The sequence below is a fragment of the Pseudomonas sp. GW822-FHT03F08 genome (genome assembly GCF_058801265.1).
Genome location: NZ_JBXANC010000003.1, coordinates 654,029 through 673,235, shown reverse-complemented (window position 1 = coordinate 673,235; position 19,207 = coordinate 654,029). Strand labels below are relative to the sequence as shown.

Sequence of the window (19,207 nt, the reverse complement as noted above, 5' to 3'; positions counted from 1 at the left end):
GCTACAACGCTTCCAGCTGCTGCACAACCTCGCTGAATCCCGGTCGCGCCAGCACATCCGGCTGACAGCAGCGCTGTTCCAGCGCCTCCAGCACCTCACGCCGATCCGCACTCAGACCCGAGTCGATGCGCGCCAGCAATTCCCCCAGCAAAATCCCGAACGCTCGCACTTCGATGCGTTGCAGTGCGCGGGTTTCCAGGTTGTCCGTGGTGGCATGGAACGACGCCGCGCCAAAGTCCCCCAGCAGACAGTCGCCCTGATCGTTCAACAGAATGTTGTGCCCATAGAGGTCGCCATGGGTGATGCCTTGTTCATGCAGATGCTCGGCGACCGACGCAATCCCCTTGGCGATGCGCAAGGCGACATCGGCACTGAACCGGCAGTCATCGGTGTAGATATCCCGCGAACAGGAGGCCAGGCTCGGCAAGGCGGCGAGGTTGCGATAGCTCGGATCGATCAGTTGCATCACCAGCCCTTGCTGGCCATCGGGGTGATTGCCGATGCGGCCCTCGACCCGGATCAGGTTCGGGTGCAGGCCGGCCGTGATGCAGGCGTTCATCTCATGCAACGGCGAGCCGTCGCTGGTCATCTCGCCCTTGTAGAGTTTGACCGCCACCGAGCGCTCCGGTTGGCCGGCCGGCTGCCACACCGCACGGGAAATCACCCCGGACGCGCCTTCGCCCAGCCGTTGTTCCAGACGCAAGGTCGACCAATCGATCAGCGGCGTGGCTTCCAGTGCGGCGGCGTCGGCCTCGGTTTCCAGCGGGTTGCCGGCGTAGGCCAGCCAGGTCAGGCTCGGCAGGGTCAACAGCCATTGCGGCAATTCTGTCAGCTGGTTGGCGGCGATGCGGATCAGCTCCAGTCGATGGCACTGGCTCAACGATGGCGGCAGCGCGCGCAGACGGTTACCGGCGAGCATGAGTTTTTGCAGGAGCGGGCGCTCGCCCAGTTCGGCGGGCAGGGTTTCGATGAGGTTGTCGGTCAGGATCAGCCAGCGCAAGCGCGGTGGCAGGGCGGTGCCGGAGACCTGGACAATCCGGTTGGCCTTGAAGCCGATCATTGTCAGTGCCTGGCACTGACCCATGGATTCAGGCAGTTCGGTGAACCGGTTATCGGAGCAGAACAGCACGCGCAGATGGCGCAGGCGATGCAAGTCGTCCGGCAGGCTGCTCAGCGCGTTGCCGCTGAGGTTGAGCACCTCCAGCGTGTCAGCCAGGTCGAAGATCTCGGGTGGGAACTCGGTCAAGCCTTCGACCAGGTCCAGCCGGGTGATGCCCGACAGTTCGCCGGCGCGCAATTGAGCAAGGGTGTGCATGTAATGGGTCGCTATCAAAGAGGGCGCAGTGACGCCGGGAATGGGCGGCATGATAACGGCAAATCAGGCCGGTTCACGCACTTCCGGTAATTGCCCCAGCCGGCTGCGGGTGCGGGCCAGGTCAATGGCGTTGCCGGCCAGGCTTTCGTGCAGAGGCAACTGCCCGAGCAGCGTCAGGTGTTTGTCCTGATCGTAGAGCACGTCGATCAGGTTGATGAAGCGCTGCTGGACGGCAATCGAGCATGCGTCCAGTTCCGGCAGTTCATCGATGATCCACTGGTCGAAGCGCCGGCACAGTTCCAGATAATCCATCACGGCCGTGGGCTGCTCGCAAAGGTCATTGAAGGTAAAGGCGACGCGGCGGTCTGTGCACAGACGCGCCTGTAAAACCCGGTTGCCGACCGCTAACGGCTGCGGCGCGGTATCGCGTGGTGGCAAGTTCAGTGCCAGACGTTGTGCCGGCGTGGCCGGCCAAACGTAATGGCCCTGGGTGAACAGTTGATGCGCGTGGTTGCGCGCCTGGCTGCGGTAGTCGTGGGGGCCGCCGACTTCCATGACCTGCATGCGGGCATTGATCAGGTCGATCACCGGTTTGAACCGCGCGTGGTACAGCGGGTTGGGCAACAGTCCTTCCGGCGGATAGTTGGAGGTCACCAGCAACAGGATTCCGCGCTGGAACAGGGCTTTGTACAAGCGGGTGATGAGCATCGCGTCACCGATGTCATGCACATGGAACTCGTCGAAGCACAGCACCCGGCAGTCCTGCAGCAACTCATCGAGGGTGGCGCCGAGGGCGTCCTCCTGTTCGCGATGCCTGAACATGCCCTGGTGGAGGCGGGCGAAGAACTCATGGAAGTGCAGGCGCTGTTTCTGCTGGATCGGCAACGCCTGGAAAAAACCGTCGAGCAACCAGCTCTTGCCGCGTCCGACGGCGCCGTGCAGGTAAAGACTGGGCGGGGTTTGCGCCGAAGGGCCGAACAACAGGCCGGCCTGCTGTGCCATGCAGTCGATCACCCGCTGTTGGCTGTGGCTGAGGGTGTAGCCCTGGCCATGGGCTTTGTGCCGGAAATAATCGCGAATCGACTGGGCGCTGGCGCAATGGCCAGCACTGGCCAGGTTTCGCTTGCCGAACAAGCGGCGTAATCCTGAAAGGCGTTGTGACAGACGCGAACGTTCGGGCGGTCGGGCGGGCACGGTGAGGTCACTCCGTCATCGTCAGGCCGGCTCCCCCCGAGCGCGGCGGCGTAGTGTAACCAGACGGATAGTTTTCCTTCCACTGCGCTTTATCGGCCGGCGACTTTTCTGGACAGCATTCTGCGGCGCGTACAGGTTTTTTCAGCGTCCTGGCGTGCCGGATCGCCAATCTTTCGAAACAAATCCCGCCCGATCAGTGGATCCAATCGACTGGCGCAATCGGCGTCCGTTGCTAACCTGAAACACTGTAACGACACAGACGCTGTCGCCATCAAGGAACGGGCAGTGAATGCAGGGATGGTCTGGGCATTGCTGGGCGGGTTCGCAACAACGGTGCAGGCGGCTGACTTGCAGGTTGAGGTGCGCGTCGATGTGCAGCGCGGTTGCCAGTTGATCGGCCAGCAGCGCGAAGCCGGTATCGAGCAACTGGGCGTGCTCGACTTCGGCAGCACGGCGCGCCTCGACGATCCGGCCGGGCCGCTCGGGGCGGCGCTGATCAATTCGCGATTGCCGCGCCTGGAATGCAACCCGGACACGCCGTATCAGTTGCGCGTCGATGGCGGCCTGCACGGCGGGACGGGCGAAGTGCGCTACATGGCAGGCGAGGCGGGTGGCAAAGCCATTCCTTACCGTTTGTATCAGGACGCCGCGCGGCGAGTGCCGCTGGTGGTGGACGTGCCGGTCACCGGGAGGGTGCCGGACAGCGGTTCGGTTGAATTGCCGCTGTATGGGCGGATCGAGCGGATGGCCGAAGTTCCGCGTGTCAGCCGGTATTCGGATCTGGTCAAGGTAACGGTCACCTGGTGATCGAGCCGGATGCAACAGGAAATCGACGTTCAATGACGAACGCAGAGGTCGAGTGATGCTGAAGGATCAGAAGGAGTAGGGACGCAATGACAGGCAAGCACTGGCTGGTAGTCGCCACAGGCGCATTGCTGTTGCTCACCGAGGACGCGCAAGCCGCGATCAACGGGCAGATTCACGCGCGGCTGATTCTGATCGCCGGCTGCGAGGTGACCAATTCGTCCAGCATCGCCAGCCCGGTGGGCGATTTCGGCAAACTCGATTTCGGCCAGCAGGGCCCGACCTGGAATGCGCCGATCAAGGCCAGCCTGGCCAATGACAGCAGCGGCCGGCTCAACGTGGCCTGCAATCCTTCAGTGACCGGTTTCACCGTGACCATCGACGGTGGCGCCCATGGCGACGGCAGCACCCGGCGCTTGAGCAACGGTCGCCAGACCATTCCCTATCAACTGTTTCTCGATGCCTCGGGCAGCCAGAGCTACAGCATCGGCCAACAACACAATTTCGCTGTCACCAGCGGCGCGCAGATACCCATCCCGGTATTTGGCACGGTAGTGGCGAACACCCGTGCGGTACCGGTGGGTGTCTACACCGACACCCTGACGGTGACGCTCGATTGGTAAACCGTAGAGGAAGGACACCATGCGTACGATTGCATCAAGGATAGGTTTGTCGTTGCTCGGCCTGACGCTGGCCTCCAGCGTCAACGCCGCTACCACGGTCACCGGTCAGATCACCTCCAGCCTGATCCTGATCAGCAGTTGCCAGGTCAATGGTTCCGGCGGGTCCTCCGGCCTGAACTTCGGTGCCTTGAACTTCGGCACCGCCAACAGCCTGTTCACTACGGCCACCGGGCAAGTGCTGGGCGGCGGTGGCGGGGCGTTGTCGATTCTCTGCTCTGCCGGCACCACGCCGACGGTCAAAGTGCGGGCCGGTGCCCATGACGGGTTGTCGCCCGGTGGCACCCGCGCGCTGTACGACGGTGTCGCCAACTATGTGCCTTACGACTTGTACACCGATGCCGGGCACTCGCAATTGCTGGCCATCGACGGCGTGATCAACCTCGCCGCCAGCACCGGTGTGGCGCAGACCGTGAACATCTATGGTCAGGCGGTGGGCAAGGCCGGCCTGCCGGCGGGCACTTACACCGACACCATTTCCGTTGAACTGACGTTCTAGTGCCATGGGCCGGCATGGCTGTGCGGCGCTGCTGGTGCTGTGCGCGGGGGCTGTGCCGTTGCCGCTGGCAGCGGTGACCAGCCAGAGCTTTCAGGTCAGCGCGACGATCACACCGGGCTGCCTGGTGGTGGGGGGCGTGTCGAACTATGGCGGGCTGAATTTCGGCTCGAGTTCCGCCCTGGCCACCGGCACGGTGCAAGTGGCATTGACCGGTGGCGTGCAGTTGCAATGCACACCGGGGGTGACGCTGAACATGACGGTCGATGGCGGTCAGTACAACAGCGGCGGGCGACGAATGCAGATCAGTGGCGGCAGTGCGAAGGTGGCGTATGCGCTGTTTCGCGATGCGGCCTACAGCCAGAGTCTGGGCATCGGCCAGACCGTGGCGGTCGCCTATAGCGACGCCAACAACATCAGCCTGCCGATCTACGGTCAGGTGCAATTGCCGGGCAATCAGCCTGGGGGGACATACAGCGACGTGTTGCAGGTGCAGCTGTCGTGGTGATGCAAGGCACAAGGAGCGGGTTTATGGGGTTTATCACGTCACGGCCATGGCTCGTGCGTTGCGCGATGTTGATGTGGGCTCTGCTCGCTGCGGTCAAGGCGCAGGCGGCCAGTTCGGTGCTGATCTGGCCGATCGATCCGGTGCTCGAAGCCGATCAGCAGGCCAGTGCGCTGTGGCTGGAGAATCGTGGCAGCGAAACCGCCAACCTGCAGATCAGGGTGTTCGGCTGGAGCCAGAACGGTTTCCAGGAGCAATACCAGAACCAGCGTGACGTGATCGGCAGTCCACCGGTGGCGAAGATCGAGCCGGGGCAGAAGCAACTGGTGCGCCTGACCCGGACCAGAGAAGTCCCGCCCGGCCAGGAACTGGCCTACCGGATCATCATCGACGAAATTCCCTCGGCCCAGCCTCCTGCCGCCGACGCCGGGAAAACCGCCGCCGCGATCCGCTTCCAGATGCGCTATTCGGTGCCCCTGTTCGCCTACGGCGCGGGGCTGTGGAGCAAGGAAGACACGACCCGTCAGCGTGATCCCAAAGGCATCGGCCTGCCGCAATTGAGCTGGCGCACGGTGGCGGTGGATGGCCGGCCTTATGTGGAGGTGCGCAATCAGGGCGCGGTGCATGCGCGCTTGACCGACGTTGCGCTCAAGCAGGGCGGGCAGAGCAAGCCGCTGGCGGAAGGGCTGTTGGGTTATGTCTTGCCCGGCGCGGTGATGCGCTGGCCGGCGCCGGGACCTGTGGCGGGGGAACTGGCGGGACGGATCAATGGCGCAGCACAAGTGCAGAGCATCGCTCCGGCGAAGTAGCGATGGCGGCCTGCGGGCCGGGTAGTGCGGGGCCGCCAGGCAAGCGATTGGCCGGCGGGCAACAGCGGTTTCAGGAGGAACCAGTCCATTGACGGACGAAACACGCTAATGAGTCCGGGATGGGCTCGCCGTATTCAGCGTCCGTTGTGGCTTGTCACCGGCGCGTGTTGCCTGATGTTCATTCATCCATCCGGGGCCGGCGAACTGCCGCCGCCTCCCAGCGGCATGGAGGCCGTCAGCGATGCTCAGTTGTTTCTGGAACTGGTGGTCAACCAGATGAATACCGGTCGGGTGGTGGCGGTGGAGCAGCGCGGCGGGCGATTGTTCCTGCCGGCCAGTGTGTTGCGTGACACCGGCATGAAACTGCCCGAGAGTGCGGGCGCCGAAGTCGATCTCGATGGTCTGCCGGGGCTGCACAGCGACTACGACAGCGTCAGCCAGCGACTGCTGCTCGACGTGCCGCCGGACTGGCTGCCGGAGCAATTCATCGGTAACCGTCAGGTCTACCCGCGCACCCCGGCGTTGAGCAGTTTCGGCGCGTTGTTCAACTATGACCTGTACCTCAACGACACCGATGACGCCGGGACTTATCTGGCGGCATGGAACGAGGTGCGGGTGTTCGACAGTTGGGGCACGCTGTCCAACACCGGGCAGTACCGGCGCACCTTGTCGGGAGATTCGGTCAGCACGCTGAGCAACGGGTATCTGCGCTACGACACCACATGGCGCTTCTCCGATGATGAGCGGATGCTGACCTACGAGGCGGGGGACGTGGTCAGCGGCGCCTTGCCGTGGAGCAGCTCGGTGCGTCTGGGCGGCGTGCAGTTCTCCCGGGATTTTGCGGTGCGCCCGGATCTGGTGACCTACCCGTTGCCGCAGTTCGCCGGTGAAGCGGCGGTGCCGTCCTCGGTGGACCTGTTCATCAATGGCTACAAGTCCAGCAGCACCGATTTGCAGCCGGGGCCGTACACGCTGACCAACATTCCGTTCATCAACGGTGCGGGCGAAGCCGTGGTGGTGACCACCGATGCGCTGGGTCGGCAAGTGTCGACCACCGTGCCTTTTTATGTCACCAGCAGCCTGTTGCAAAAGGGCTTGAGCGATTTCTCGGTCAGCGCCGGTACGCTGCGACGTGATTACGGGTTGAAGGATTTCAGCTACGGGCCGGGCGTGACGTCGGGCAGCCTGCGTTATGGCATCAGCGACAGCTTCACGTTGGAAAGCCACGCCGAAGCGGCCGATTCACTGACCCTCGGCGGGCTCGGTGGCAATCTTCGGCTGGGCAATTTCGGGGTCCTCAACAGTGCGATCAGCCAGAGCCGTTTTGACGGTGACGGTGGTCAGCAACTCAGTCTCGGTTATCAGTACAGCGCTCAGCGTTTCAGCTTTTCCTGGCAACGGTTGCAACGCCGCGACCAGTACGCCGACCTCACGGTGGTCGACAGTCCTTACACCAGCCTCAGCAAGCGCAGCGAGCAGGCGACCCTGAGCCTGAACCTTGAGCGCTGGGGCAGTCTGGGTGTCGGCTACTTCGATATTCGGGCGGCGGACGAAACCCGCACGCGGTTGCTCAACCTGAGCTGGAGCAAGCCGTTATGGCACAACAGCAGTTTCTACCTGTCGGCCAACCGCGAAATCGGTGATGCCAACTGGGCGGTACAGGCGCAACTGGTGATCCCGTTCGACCTGCGCGGCAGCCTGGCCATCAGCAGCGAGCGCAGCAAGACCGGGCAGACGCAACAACGCGTCAACTACAGCCGTGCCGTGCCGTCCCAGGGCGGGGTGGGTTTCAATCTCGGTTATGCCAACGGCGACGGGCCTGATTACCGTCAGGCCGACGTGACCTGGCGTCTGCAATCGGTGCAGTTGCAGGCCGGTGTCTACGGCACCTCGGATGCGGAAACCCGCTGGGCCGATGCCAGCGGTTCGCTGGTGTGGATGGATCATCAAGTGTTTGCGGCCAACCGCATCGACGATGCCTTCGTAGTGGTCAGTACCGATGGTTACGCCGATGTTCCGGTGCGTTACGAGAACCAGCAGGTCGGTCAGACGGATCGCAACGGCCACTTGCTGGTGCCGTGGAGCGGTGCCTACTACCGCGGCAAATACGAAATCGATCCGTTGAACTTGCCGGCCAACGTGCGCAGCCCGAATGTCGAACAGCGCATTGCCGTGCGCCGTGGCAGCGGTTATCTGCTGGAATTTCCGCTGAGCCGGGTGATTGCCGCGAGCATCGTGCTGGTGGACGCGCAGCAGCAGGAACTGCCGCTGGGCAGCGGCGTATTGCACGAGGAGAGTGGCACGCGCACGGTGGTGGGCTGGGACGGGCTGGTCTACCTGGAAAACCTGCAGGCGCAGAACTCGCTGAGGGTGACCCTGGCGGATGGCAAGACCTGTCAGGCGCAGTTCAATGTGGATCTGCAACAGGATCAGGTGCCGCTGATCGGTCCGTTGGTGTGCCAATGACGAGGGTTCGGCTCTGTCTGTGGCTGGTGCTGACGTTGCCGGGGGCGGCGCAGGCGCTGTGTTCGGTGGTCACCACCACACCGGCCGCGTTCGGCACGATCAGTTCGATTGCAGTTCGCACGACCTCGCAACCCAGTTCCACGCTGAACGGTGGTTTGAGCTGTACGGGCTCGCTACTGTCCTTGCTGAGCACCAGCGACCACTTCTGGGCCACGGTGACTTCGACCCAGAGTGGTTTGCTCGGGCCGACCGGCGACGTCATCGGCTACACGATCTACGCCAACAACAGCACCAGTTATCCGCTGACCCGCGGCACGGCCTACGACTTCGCCCGCAACGGCATCATCGATGCGCTTGGATTGCTCGGTGGTACGGTGCCGAAAACCGTGCCGCTGTACTTCGGCACCACCATCGGCAGCAACGTAGCAGCCGGGGTGTATACCGAAACCCTGAGCATTTTCTGGAACTGGAACTACTGCTCCGGGATTGGCATCGGCTCGGTGTGTCTGGGGCGCGATATCGGTAGCGGCACCACGACGCTGACGGTGAACCTGACCGTGGCCAACGATTGCACCATCACTGCGCCCAACATCGCCTTCGGCAGCGCTCCGGTGATCAGTGCGTTTACCCCGGTGACCGGTCAGACCATCAACCTGGCCTGCACCAAAGGCAGCGCCTATACCGTGGGTTTGAACGACGGACAGAACGCGATCAGTGTCGGCGGTCGACGACGAATGATTTCCGGCAGCAATTACCTGGCCTACGACATTTTCAAAAGCGCCGGCACCACTCGCTGGGGCAGTGTCGGTGCGGAGCGACGGGCCAGCAGCGATGCCGAGGTCAATCCTGGCAATGGTTTGGGCACCGGCAGCCAGATCTTCAACTACAACGCGAAGATCTACACCGATCAGACCACGCCGCCCGCCGGCACCTATCTGGACAACGTGGTACTGGATGTCGGCTTCTGATCCGATCAGAAGCGCACGGTCTGCTTGAGGAGCTGCGCTGCCGGGGTGTCGGTCGGGCTGACCATCGCGTAGTTGTAACCTTCGCCGGACCAGTATTCGGCCTGTAAATCCCCGTCGAGTCGGCTACCGCGTGGCAGGAAGGTGTTTTTCGGCCCGGGCGGGCGCACGTAGAAACTCACTTTGTGCCCGGCGCGATCCTCATACATCACCATCGCCGCCGGACCTTCTTCGGTGCTCAGCAGGCGACCGCTGACCGGTCGAAAACCCGCCGCCGTCAGATCCGGCAGGCGATTGGCCTGGGTGAAGTAACGGTCGAGCCAGCGCTGCATGTCACCTTCGTCGCCGACCTTGTAGTCCGCCGGCAGAATCCCTTGCTGGGCGATCAAACGGTACGCCTGCAAGGCATCGGTCATGGGCGCAACCGTGCGTACAAAGGTCATTTCCCGGGCTTGCCAGCCACTGATACCGCCGATGCTGACCGCTATCAGCAACACGGCCGCGCTGGCCCACTGTCGGCGCGATCGATGCTTGAGCCGCTGGCGGATCAGTGCCGGGTCCAGATCCGGGTTGACCGGTTGTTGCAGGGCGCCACCGAGGGCGGCGCGCAGGTGCTGGGCATCCTGTTGCCAGGCGCGGATCAACGCGGCGTCGTCGGGGTGGCTGGCCAGCCAGTTTTCCAGCACACGCCGGTCGGCGTCGCTGAGCTGGTGGTCGATGTAGGCGTGCAAATCACGCTCGCTGGGGGGCAGGCTGATCATTTGAGTATCCGCAAGGAAGGGCTGCTGATTTCGCCGTCGCTGAGCTGGCGCAAAGCCTGGCGGGCGCGGGACAGGCGCGACATCACGGTGCCGGTGGGGACGTCGAGGATCTCGGCGACCTCCTTATAGGTCAAGCCTTCCACTGACACCATCAGCAGCAGGGCGCGCTGCTCGGTGGGTAGACGATCGAAGGCTTGCAGGGTCGATTGGGCAATCACGGTGCGTTCTACCGAGGGTTCGGCGTCATCGCGACCGGTGAAGAATTCGAGCATCCGCGCGTAGCGCCGAGAGCGTCGGTGCGCATCAAGGAACTGGCGATACAGGATCGAAAACAGCCACGCGCGCAGATCGCCCTCGGCGCGTTTGTCACCCCAACTGGACAGGGCGCGCTCCAGGCTGGCCTGCACCAGGTCATCGGCGCTGCTGCTGTTGCGCGTCAACGACACGGCAAAGCGCCGCAATCTGGGAATGATTTCTCTCAGTTGTTCGTCGAATTCGCTCATGAAGTTCTGCTAGTCACTACGCTGTGGACTAGGAAGACGCCCGGCATTCGAGGTTATTCCACGCTCGGAAAAATAAATACCGGGCCGTGGAATAAATCCTGATGGCGTGCGTCTTGCTGATTCTTCCTACTTGTGGCCGATGGCCCTGGAGTCTTTCATGGTTGATCGCAGCTCACCGCCCGGCGGGCCACAACGCCCGCCACTGAGTGCCGCGAGCCTGGTGTTGCGTCTTGGCGGTATCGCCGTGGTGGTCGCAGCAGTGGCCGGGGCGTTTGCCTACGTTCATGGCTCGTTTGACCCACAACGCCTGACGCCAAAGGCGTTGGTCGATGTGCTGGAAAAGAACAACGGCGTGCATCCCGGGTTTCGCCGCAACCACGCCAAGGGCGTGTGTGTGATCGGACATTTCGAGAGCAGCGGTGAAGCGCGGCCGTTCTCCGTTGCGCAGGTGTTCAACGAGCCACGCACACCGGTGGTCGGGCGATTTGCGTTGCCGGCGGGCAGTCCTTATGCACCGGACAGCGCCGTACCGATTCGCAGCCTGGCGCTGCGTTTCACTCAGGCCAACGGCCAGCAGTGGCGTACCGGGATGAACAGCATGCCGGTGTTCCCGGTCGGCACGCCCGAGGCGTTCTATCAATTGCAGCAGGCGCAATCGCCGGATCCGGCGACCGGCAAACCGGACCCGACCAAGGTCCCGGCGTTCTTTGCCTCGCACCCGGAAGCCGTACCGTTCCTGACCTGGATAAAGGGCGCCAAGCCTTCGGCCAGCTATGTCACGGAAACCTACAACAGTGTCAACGCGTTCTATCTGGTCGATGCCAGCGGCAAGAAGCAAGCCGTGCGCTGGAGCATGACGCCATTGGCGCAGGATCCCGCGGGGGCCTCGGCGCCGGAAGGCAGCGACTTTCTGGAGAAGGATCTGGTGCAACACCTGGCCGAAGGACCGCTGCGTTTTCAGTTGAACATCACCCTGGCCAACGCCGACGATCCGGTGAACGACGCGAGCAAGGCCTGGCCTGCCGGTCGCAAAGTGCTGAACGCCGGCACCCTGGTGCTGGAAAAGACTCAGCCGCAGCTCAGCGGCGAATGCCGTGACATCAACTACGACCCACTGGTCCTGCCCGCCGGGATTGAAGGTTCCGACGACCCGCTGCTCGCCGCTCGTTCAGCCGGTTACGCCGATTCCTACCTGCGTCGCACCAGCGAAGTCAGCCAACTGCCCGCCGCCAAACAGGAGGCTCGCCCATGAGAACGCCACCGACGCATTTCAATCCGCTGGCGCGACTGCTGCACTGGCTGATGGCGCTGATGATCATCGCCATGCTGTTTATCGGCGCCGGCATGGTGACCTCGGTATCGGCGCGGCATGAATGGCTGATCAACCTGCACAAACCGCTGGGTATCGCGATCCTGTTGCTGGTGATCGTGCGCATTCTGGTGCGACTGGGCACGCGTCAGCCGCCGCTGCCGGAGGACTTGCCGGGTTGGCAGGTGATGGCGGCCAAGGCGTCGCATGTGTTGTTGTACGCGCTGATGCTGGTGTTGCCGCTGCTGGGATGGGCGATGATCAGCGCGGCGGGGGATCCGGTGATGCTTGGCCATTCGTTGCAATTGCCATCGATCCTGCCGGCGGATGCCCAGGTGTTTGCGCTGTTGCGCAAAGCACACGGTTATCTGGCGTATCTGTTGTTTCTGACCGTGTTGCTGCACCTGGCGGCGGCGCTGTTCCATGGTTGGGTGCGCCGTGACGAGGTGCTCGACAGCATGCTGCGGGGACGGAGTCGCGACTGACCACGGACGTTAATCTGGCGTGGCGAGGGAGCAAGTCTGCTCGCCACGTTTTTGCGGTGCGAGCGTTCGCCACCAGTACAACAACGCGACCATGTTGATTCCGGCACCCAACCAGCAGACACCCGGCCATCCTGCCCAGGCGTACATGGCCGTCGAGGCTATGGAGCCCACGGCGCTGCCAATCGAGTAAAACAGCATGTAGCCGGCGGTCAGTCGGCTCTGTGCCTGCGGGCGGACGCTGTAGATCATGCTCTGGCTGGTGACGTGCACAGCTTGCAGGCCCAGATCCAAAGTGATCACGCCGAGCAGCAGCGCCCACAACGAGGATTGGGTAAAGGCAATCGGCAGCCATGAGCCGAGCATCAGCAGCAAGGACAGGCCGCTGACCCATTGGCCGAACCCTCTATCCGCCAAGCGCCCAGCTCTTGCAGCCGCCAGTGCGCCAGCCGCGCCGGCCAGTCCGAACAATCCGATTTCACTGTGGGAAAGCGACAGCGGCGGGGCGGCGAGCGGTAGAACCATCGGCGTCCACAGGACCATGGCGCTGGCGAAGGTCAGCAAGGCCAGAATCGCCCGTTGTCGCAGTACCGGTTCCTCTTGGAATAACCGGAACACCGAGGCGATCAGCACTGTATAGGATGTTGCCGGTTGCGGGCTCTCGTCCTTGGGCAGCACGCGAAACAGTAGCAACGCCATGACCAGCGTCAGCCCTGCGGACAACAGATAAATCGCCCGCCAACCGGCCAGATCCGCCATTCCGCCGGCCACAGTGCGCGCGAGCAAAATGCCGACCACGATGCCGCTGGTGATGACGCCGACGACGTGTCCGCGTTGCGCCGGGATGGCCAGGGTTGCGGCATAGGCCACCAGCACTTGAGTGACGACGGCGAGCAGACCGGTCAGGGTCATGCCGATCAGCAGCCAGGTGCTGCTGGTTGCCAGCGCGATCATCAGCAATGCCGCGGCGGACAACAGGGTTTGCGTGACAATCAAGCGCCGACGGTTGAGCAGATCGCCGAGCGGCACGAGCAGTATCAGCCCGACGCCGTAGCCGACCTGGGTCAGCGTGATGACGATGCCGATACTGGCGGGCGACAGGTTGAACGCTTCGGCCATGGCATCCAACAGCGGTTGAGCGTAATACACGTTACCCACCGCCAGACCGCAGGCAATGGCGAACAGCAACACCACGCTGCTGCCGAGTGTTTGAGCTTTCATGTCCCGATTCCTTTTCAGGTTTTAAATTAAAACTGGATTGACGGTAAGTAATCTGGTTTTGTTTTGCAACCTGATTGGGTAAAAGTGCAGCGCAAAAAAAAGATCGCAGACACGCTGCGATCTTTCATGTGGCGAAAAACAGGGGGGGATCAGCGCAGGGTGTCGACCATGTCGGCGATGGTGGTCAGCACGTCTTTGCCCAACTGTTTCGAGCGTTGGCCCGACCAGCCGGTGAGCGGGTTCGGTGCGTCATCGTGATCCTTGAACGGCATTTCCAGGGTCAGCGACAGGCAGTCGAACTTCTGGCCGACGCTGTTGCAGGCCAGGGTCATGTTGGCCTGGCCCGGTTCGTCGCGGGTGTAGCCGTACTTTGTCTGGAAATCTTTGGTGGTGTGTTTCAGGTGGCTGCGGAAGTGTTCTTCGAGTTTCTCGATCCGCGGGGTGTAGCCCGGATTGCCTTCGCAGCCGGCAGTGAACACGTGGGGGATTTCTTCATCGCCGTGTACGTCGAGGAACAGATCGACGCCGTACTTTTCCATCTGCTGCTGTACGAAAAGGACTTCAGGGCTGACTTCCTGACTGGCGTTCTGCCAGGCGCGGTTCAGGTCCTGCCCCATGGCGTTGGTGCGCAGGTGGCCGTGGAAGGCACCGTCCGGGTTCATGTTCGGCACCAGGTACAGATCGGCACTTTCCAGCAACTTGTTCAGCACTGGATCGTTGTGATGCTCCAGACGCTCGATCACGCCTTCCATGAACCACTCGGCCATGTGCTCGCCGGGATGCTGCTGGGCGATGATCCAGATCTTGCGTCGGCCTTCGGCGCCAGTGCCTTTGCGCAGCAGTTGAATGTCGCGGCCTTCGACGCTTTTGCCAGTGGCCAATAGTTCGGTGCCGGCCTTGGTCAGCGCTTGCTCGATCAGCCAGTCATGACGGCCACGGCTGTAGGGTTCGAAGTAGGCGAACCAGGCGTGAGTCTGCTCGGCTTCAAGGCAGAAACGCAGGCTGTCGCCTTCGAATTGGGTCGGAATGCGGAACCAGTTGACGTGGTCGTAGGAAGCGACGGCCTGATAGCCGGTCCAGGCTTTGTTGTAGGAGGACTGGCTGGCGTTGACCAGGCGGAACCAATGTTCCTGATGAACATGCAGGCCGCTGGCCTTGAAGTGGAACCACTGGAAGTGGGCGCTGCGGGTATCTGGCCGAATCGCCAGAACCGGGCTGAGCGGGTTGCTGATGTCGATGACTTGGATGTTGCCGCTGTCGAAGTTGGCGCTGATGTCGAACGAAGATTTGGCCACGGTCATAATCGGTTCCTGAATATGATTTTTATGGCGGCTACTTTACACGCAAGACAGGGGTGAAACCGAGGGAAATTGCGGGGTGTGGCGGGGGGCGTCCTCCATGACGCGGATGCAGCTTAGTAGCTGTGCGATTGATTCTCAAGTGCTAATTGGCATTACTTTTCCCTAACGCGGGCGGGGTTCTCTTGCCAAGCGATATTCTTTTGATATTATCCGCGCCATCGAATTTGCAGCACCCAAAGACTTCATTAGCCTGAAGCCACAAGCCAGAAAACTGGCAAAAAAAAGACCCGGCAAAAAGCCGGGTCAAAAACCGTGATTAGCCTGATGAGGAGATAGTCCAGAAGACCGACCTAAGGTCTCTGGTCCATCGACTGATCTCGCGATCAGCTGCATGCAATAATAATCATTATCATTTGCAAGTCAAACGTTTTTATCTGCGCGATTGGAAAATTCTTTCCCGTCCGTCTTCAGCGAACACCGCCATCGAGCGAGTGATCGACCATCGCTCGTGCCATGTCCACCATGTGCACGACCGAAAAAGCCAAATCCCGACTGACACCCTGCAAGCCGTCTGCTGCCTTGAATGCCGTGGCCGCTGCACATCGCAGCAAATCCGAGGCGTGGACCAGGGATTCTTCGCCACTCAGGTTGCTGTTCACGCCGAAAAAACGTTCTTCCACATCCGGTTCTGACACAGCCGGTTTCAAGTAATAGTCCAATGCCCGCTGCGCAGCGGCGCAACCTTGCGCAGACGTGAAGGTGGTGTCCATTTGCAGGTCGGGCAGGTCTTTGCTGGTGATGTTCATGGTGAAAGGTCACTCCTTGGTCGATTCAAATCCGTGATCCAAGAATAGTACCTAGAGTATTTGTGACCAGAATTTAAATACTACAATATGTGTTTTGATGGCCCGGGACGGGCACGTATGGTGCCGCACATGGATAAATGGATTGAGTTGGTCAAGGCCAAAATGAGTGAACTCAACGTCACTCAAGTCGAACTCGGCGAGCGCGTCGGCATGTCTCAGGGCGGTATCGGCCATTGGCTGAACAAACGCCGTGAGCCCGGCATCACGCAGATGAACCGCGTGCTGAAAGCGCTTGGCATGGAGTTTCTCGAAGTCGCGGTAGTGATCCGCGAACCGCAAGTCGACAAGGACGACGAAATGCCTCTGGCGCAGAAGTACAACCCTTACTTCCGCTATCCGGTCAGCGACTGGAAAACCCCGATCGAGGCCCGTGAAGCCCAACCGGCGTATTCGAGCGGCAAGGACAAGCGACGTTTCGAACTGACGGATTACCATGCCCGAGGCCCGGCGTTCTGGCTCAGGGTAATGGGCAACTCGATGACCGCACCAACCGGGCAGAGCATCGGCGAGGGGATGCTGATCCTGGTGGATCCGGCGGTGGAGGCGGAGCCCGGCAAACTGGTGATCGCCCAGTGGCAGGACAGTGATGAAGCGATTTTCCGCAAACTGATCGAAGAGGGCGGCCAGCGTTACCTGATGCCGCTCAATCCGACCTGGCCGAAAGCCGTGTTTACCGACGAGTGCCGAATTATCGGTGTCGTGGTTCAGGCATCGGCCAAGTACTAGTCAGATCGATCCTCGCCAGGCGTAGGATCGATCCACCTTTCAAGCTTCTTCCAGCTCGACCAGCGCGCTGCCTTCGCTGACCATTTCGCCTTCCTGGCAATACAGCGCCTTGATCACACCGGCATGGGGTGCGCGGATGCTGTGTTCCATCTTCATCGCTTCCAGCACCACCAGTTGAGCGCCGGCTTCAACCGTTTGCCCAGCCTCCACCAGCACCCGTACGATGCTGCCGTTCATCGGTGCAGTCAGACCACCCTGATGGCTGTGACTGGCTTCGACAGCACTGATCGGGTCGTACGTTTCAACGCGCCGCAATTCGCCATCCCATTGCAGATACAGAACTTCTCCATGACGAATCGCACGCAGTTGACGACGCAAACCATCGCGCTCGATCACCAGTTGCTCGCCGATCAATTTTGCATTGCCGCCAGCACCGAGCGTGAGCGCCCGATCCTGCCCCTCGCAACTTAAATGCAGAGTGATTTCACGTGGCAACCCCGCGCGCAAGCCGCTGTGAAGCGCCCAAGGCGAGGCCGGATCATCTTCCCGAGTCATCCCCGGCAAACTCTGCGCAAAAGCCTGCGCCGCCGCATCCCAGAATTCATCGCTCAGCGCGACAGGCGCTGGCAGTAGCTGTTCCTGATAGCGAGGAATGAACCCGGTATCCAGCTCGGCGGATGCAAATGCTGGATGACCGATAATCCGCCGCAGGAAGTTGATGTTGGTCTTCAACCCGCCAATCGCGAACTCATCGAGCATGCTCAGCAATCGCAAACGCGCCTGTTCACGATCTTCGCCCCAGGCAATCAGCTTGCCGAGCATCGGGTCATAAAACGGGGAAATCTCATCGCCTTCTTCAACGCCCGCGTCAACGCGACGCCCTGGCCCTGCGGCGGATTCGCGATACAGATCGAGGCGTCCGGTAGCCGGCAGGAAATCATTGGAAGGATCTTCCGCATACAGCCGCACTTCAATCGCATGCCCGTTCAGCGGCACCTGATCCTGAGTGATCGGCAACGCTTCGCCACGGGCGACGCGAATCTGCCACGCCACCAGATCAAGGCCGGTGATGGCCTCGGTGACCGGGTGTTCGACCTGCAGCCGCGTGTTCATCTCCATGAAGAAGAACTCGCCGCGAGCGTCCAGCAGAAACTCCACCGTGCCGGCGCCGACGTAACCGATAGCCTGCGCCGAACGTACCGCCGCTTCACCCATCGCCCGACGCAGTTCCGGATTCAAGCCCGGTGCCGGTGCTTCTTCGACGACTTTCTGGTGCCGACGCTGAATCGAGCAGTCGCGCTCATTCAGATACAGGCAATTGCCATGCTGATCGGCAAACACCTGGATTTCCACGTGCCGCGGCTTGAGCAGGTATTTCTCCACCAGCATCCGCGAATCGCCGAACGACGACTGCGCTTCACGCTGGGCCGAAGCCAGCGCTTCAGCCAGTTGGCTGACGTCTTCAACGACCTTCATGCCCTTGCCACCACCGCCGGCAGTGGCCTTGAGCAGCACTGGATAGCCAATGCGCTCGCAAGCATCGCGGAAGGTGTCCAGATCCTGGGCCTCACCGTGATAACCCGGCACCAGCGGCACGCCGGCCGTTTCCATCAGAGCCTTGGCGGCGGATTTGCTGCCCATCGCATCAATGGCCGAGGCCGGCGGGCCGAGGAAGATCAGGCCCGCCGCTTCGATGGCGCGGGCAAACCCGGCGTTTTCCGATAGAAAACCATAACCCGGATGAATCGCCTGGGCGCCGCTGGCCTTGGCCGCCGCGATCAGTTTGTCGATTTGCAGATAACTGTCGGCCGCTTTGCTGCCGCCCAGATCGACGCGGATATCCGCTTCACGGCTGTGCCGCGCTTCCCGGTCGGTGGCGCTGTGCACGGCAACGGTGGTCAGGCCCAGGGCCTTGGCGGTACGCATGACCCGGCAAGCGATTTCGCCACGGTTGGCCACCAGCAGGGTGGTGAGAACAGGTGCGCTCATCAACGCGGCTCCTTGGTGGTGGTTGCGGCTTGCCAGCTCGGCGGACGCTTCTGCAAAAAGGCCCGCAAGCCTTCCTGGCCTTCCGGGCTGACGCGGATGCGGGCGATGGCGTTTTCGGTGTAGCGGCGCAGGGCCGGGGTCAGTGCGCCGTTGCCGACTTCACGCAGCAGATCCTTGCTGGCGCGCATGGCGGCCGGGCTGTTGAGCAGCAGGTTGTCGATCCATTGTTCGACTTTCTGTTCAAGCTCGGCCGCCGGATAACTTTCGGAGAGCAATCCAATTTCACGCGCCCGTTGGCCGCCAAAACGCTCGGCCGTCAGCGCATAACGCCGCGCTGCACGTTCACCGATGGCTTGCACCACGAACGGGCTGATCACCGCTGGCGCCAAGCCAATGCGCACTTCCGACAGGCAGAACTGCGCGTCGTCCGCGCCAATCGCCATGTCGCAGCAACTGATCAGACCCAGCGCGCCACCGAACGCTGCGCCTTGCACCACGGCCACGGTCGGGATTTTCAGTTTGGCGAGGTTGTACATCAGCTCCGCCAGTTCCCGGGCGTCGTCGAGGTTGGTGTGGTAATCGAGTTCGGCCGATTGCTGCATCCAGGCCAGATCCGCGCCGGCGCTGAAGTGTTTGCCGCGTCCGCGCACCAGCAGGAAACGCAGGCTGGCGTCGCTGGCGACTTTGTCCAGCGCCAGGATCAGTTCGCGAATCATCTCGGCGTTGAACGCGTTGTTCTTTTCTTCGCGGCTCAGCCACAGGGTCGCGAAACCCCGTGGATCGCTCTGCAATTCGAGGGTGTTGAAGTCGCTCAT

Annotated in this window: 19 protein-coding genes; 10 read left to right on the top strand and 9 right to left on the bottom strand. The window is 61.9% G+C overall.

Annotated elements, in window-relative coordinates; translation table 11 throughout:
* Window position 1: 1 nt before the first annotated feature.
* A complete protein-coding gene (locus AC1RME_RS10210) occupies window positions 2-1,315 on the bottom strand; it encodes a protein kinase (RefSeq protein WP_096822319.1) in 1,314 nt (437 codons plus the stop codon).
* Between the two features lie 63 nt (window positions 1,316-1,378).
* Complete coding sequence (gene zapE / locus AC1RME_RS10205; RefSeq protein ID WP_493091080.1) at window positions 1,379-2,509, bottom strand: cell division protein ZapE; 1,131 nt, start codon at window positions 2,507-2,509, stop codon at window positions 1,379-1,381.
* Window positions 2,510-2,806: 297 nt separating this feature from the next.
* On the opposite strand from zapE, the gene AC1RME_RS10200 reads away from it, so the two are divergent.
* The 7 genes from AC1RME_RS10200 (at window position 2,807) to AC1RME_RS10170 (ending at window position 9,237) form a co-directional block, all read left to right on the top strand.
* Window positions 2,807-3,316, top strand: a complete 510-nt coding sequence (locus AC1RME_RS10200) for a Csu type fimbrial protein (RefSeq protein WP_493065207.1) — start codon at window positions 2,807-2,809, stop codon at window positions 3,314-3,316.
* 86 nt (window positions 3,317-3,402) lie between these two features.
* Window positions 3,403-3,936: a Csu type fimbrial protein gene (locus AC1RME_RS10195; protein WP_096822316.1), complete on the top strand. Its 534-nt coding sequence runs from the start codon at window positions 3,403-3,405 to the stop codon at window positions 3,934-3,936.
* A 19-nt stretch (window positions 3,937-3,955) separates the two neighbouring features.
* Complete coding sequence (locus AC1RME_RS10190) at window positions 3,956-4,492, top strand: Csu type fimbrial protein (RefSeq protein WP_102621735.1); 537 nt, start codon at window positions 3,956-3,958, stop codon at window positions 4,490-4,492.
* Between the two features lie 4 nt (window positions 4,493-4,496).
* Entirely contained in the window at window positions 4,497-4,997 is a 501-nt protein-coding gene (locus AC1RME_RS10185; RefSeq protein ID WP_096822314.1) for a Csu type fimbrial protein, read from the top strand.
* A 23-nt stretch (window positions 4,998-5,020) separates the two neighbouring features.
* Window positions 5,021-5,803 carry a fimbrial biogenesis chaperone gene (locus AC1RME_RS10180; RefSeq protein ID WP_192558441.1) on the top strand — a complete coding sequence of 261 codons (783 nt, stop codon included), beginning with the start codon at window positions 5,021-5,023 and terminating at the stop codon, window positions 5,801-5,803.
* Window positions 5,804-5,911: 108 nt separating this feature from the next.
* Window positions 5,912-8,269 carry a fimbria/pilus outer membrane usher protein gene (locus AC1RME_RS10175; protein ID WP_493091078.1) on the top strand — a complete coding sequence of 786 codons (2,358 nt, stop codon included), beginning with the start codon at window positions 5,912-5,914 and terminating at the stop codon, window positions 8,267-8,269.
* Complete coding sequence (locus tag AC1RME_RS10170) at window positions 8,266-9,237, top strand: Csu type fimbrial protein (RefSeq protein ID WP_493065152.1); 972 nt, start codon at window positions 8,266-8,268, stop codon at window positions 9,235-9,237. The genes AC1RME_RS10175 and AC1RME_RS10170 overlap by 4 nt, the downstream gene beginning before the upstream one ends.
* A gap of 5 nt (window positions 9,238-9,242) precedes the next feature.
* Here AC1RME_RS10170 and AC1RME_RS10165 read toward each other — a convergent pair whose 3' ends face one another.
* Both AC1RME_RS10165 and AC1RME_RS10160 read right to left on the bottom strand, forming a co-directional pair.
* Window positions 9,243-9,995: an anti-sigma factor family protein gene (locus AC1RME_RS10165; protein WP_096822310.1), complete on the bottom strand. Its 753-nt coding sequence runs from the start codon at window positions 9,993-9,995 to the stop codon at window positions 9,243-9,245.
* Window positions 9,992-10,498 (bottom strand): RNA polymerase sigma factor, encoded by a 507-nt coding sequence (locus AC1RME_RS10160; RefSeq protein ID WP_096822309.1) that lies wholly within the window; start codon window positions 10,496-10,498, stop codon window positions 9,992-9,994. Before AC1RME_RS10160 ends, AC1RME_RS10165 begins: the two co-directional genes overlap by 4 nt.
* Window positions 10,499-10,655: 157 nt before the next feature.
* Between AC1RME_RS10160 and AC1RME_RS10155 the strand changes: the two genes are divergently transcribed.
* Together AC1RME_RS10155 and AC1RME_RS10150 are read left to right on the top strand one after the other, a co-directional pair.
* Window positions 10,656-11,750 (top strand): catalase family peroxidase, encoded by a 1,095-nt coding sequence (locus tag AC1RME_RS10155; RefSeq protein WP_096822308.1) that lies wholly within the window; start codon window positions 10,656-10,658, stop codon window positions 11,748-11,750.
* Entirely contained in the window at window positions 11,747-12,292 is a 546-nt protein-coding gene (locus tag AC1RME_RS10150; RefSeq protein ID WP_096822307.1) for a cytochrome b, read from the top strand. The genes AC1RME_RS10155 and AC1RME_RS10150 overlap by 4 nt, the downstream gene beginning before the upstream one ends.
* Window positions 12,293-12,301: 9 nt before the next feature.
* Here AC1RME_RS10150 and AC1RME_RS10145 read toward each other — a convergent pair whose 3' ends face one another.
* From AC1RME_RS10145 to AC1RME_RS10135, 3 genes are all read right to left on the bottom strand, one after another.
* Window positions 12,302-13,510: an MFS transporter gene (locus tag AC1RME_RS10145; protein WP_096822306.1), complete on the bottom strand. Its 1,209-nt coding sequence runs from the start codon at window positions 13,508-13,510 to the stop codon at window positions 12,302-12,304.
* Window positions 13,511-13,659: 149 nt separating this feature from the next.
* Complete coding sequence (locus AC1RME_RS10140; protein ID WP_096822305.1) at window positions 13,660-14,811, bottom strand: M14 family metallopeptidase; 1,152 nt, start codon at window positions 14,809-14,811, stop codon at window positions 13,660-13,662.
* A 467-nt stretch (window positions 14,812-15,278) separates the two neighbouring features.
* Window positions 15,279-15,617, bottom strand: coding sequence for a DUF6124 family protein (locus tag AC1RME_RS10135; RefSeq protein ID WP_096822304.1), 339 nt, complete (start codon window positions 15,615-15,617; stop codon window positions 15,279-15,281).
* Window positions 15,618-15,746: 129 nt separating this feature from the next.
* Here AC1RME_RS10135 and AC1RME_RS10130 point away from each other — a divergent pair, with 129 nt between their 5' ends.
* Window positions 15,747-16,403: a LexA family protein gene (locus AC1RME_RS10130; RefSeq protein WP_096822372.1), complete on the top strand. Its 657-nt coding sequence runs from the start codon at window positions 15,747-15,749 to the stop codon at window positions 16,401-16,403.
* A 39-nt stretch (window positions 16,404-16,442) separates the two neighbouring features.
* Here the strand turns inward: AC1RME_RS10130 and AC1RME_RS10125 are convergent, their stop codons facing one another.
* A complete protein-coding gene (locus tag AC1RME_RS10125) occupies window positions 16,443-18,392 on the bottom strand; it encodes an acetyl/propionyl/methylcrotonyl-CoA carboxylase subunit alpha (RefSeq protein WP_096822303.1) in 1,950 nt (649 codons plus the stop codon).
* Complete coding sequence (locus AC1RME_RS10120; protein ID WP_096822302.1) at window positions 18,392-19,207, bottom strand: gamma-carboxygeranoyl-CoA hydratase; 816 nt, start codon at window positions 19,205-19,207, stop codon at window positions 18,392-18,394. The genes AC1RME_RS10125 and AC1RME_RS10120 overlap by 1 nt, the downstream gene beginning before the upstream one ends.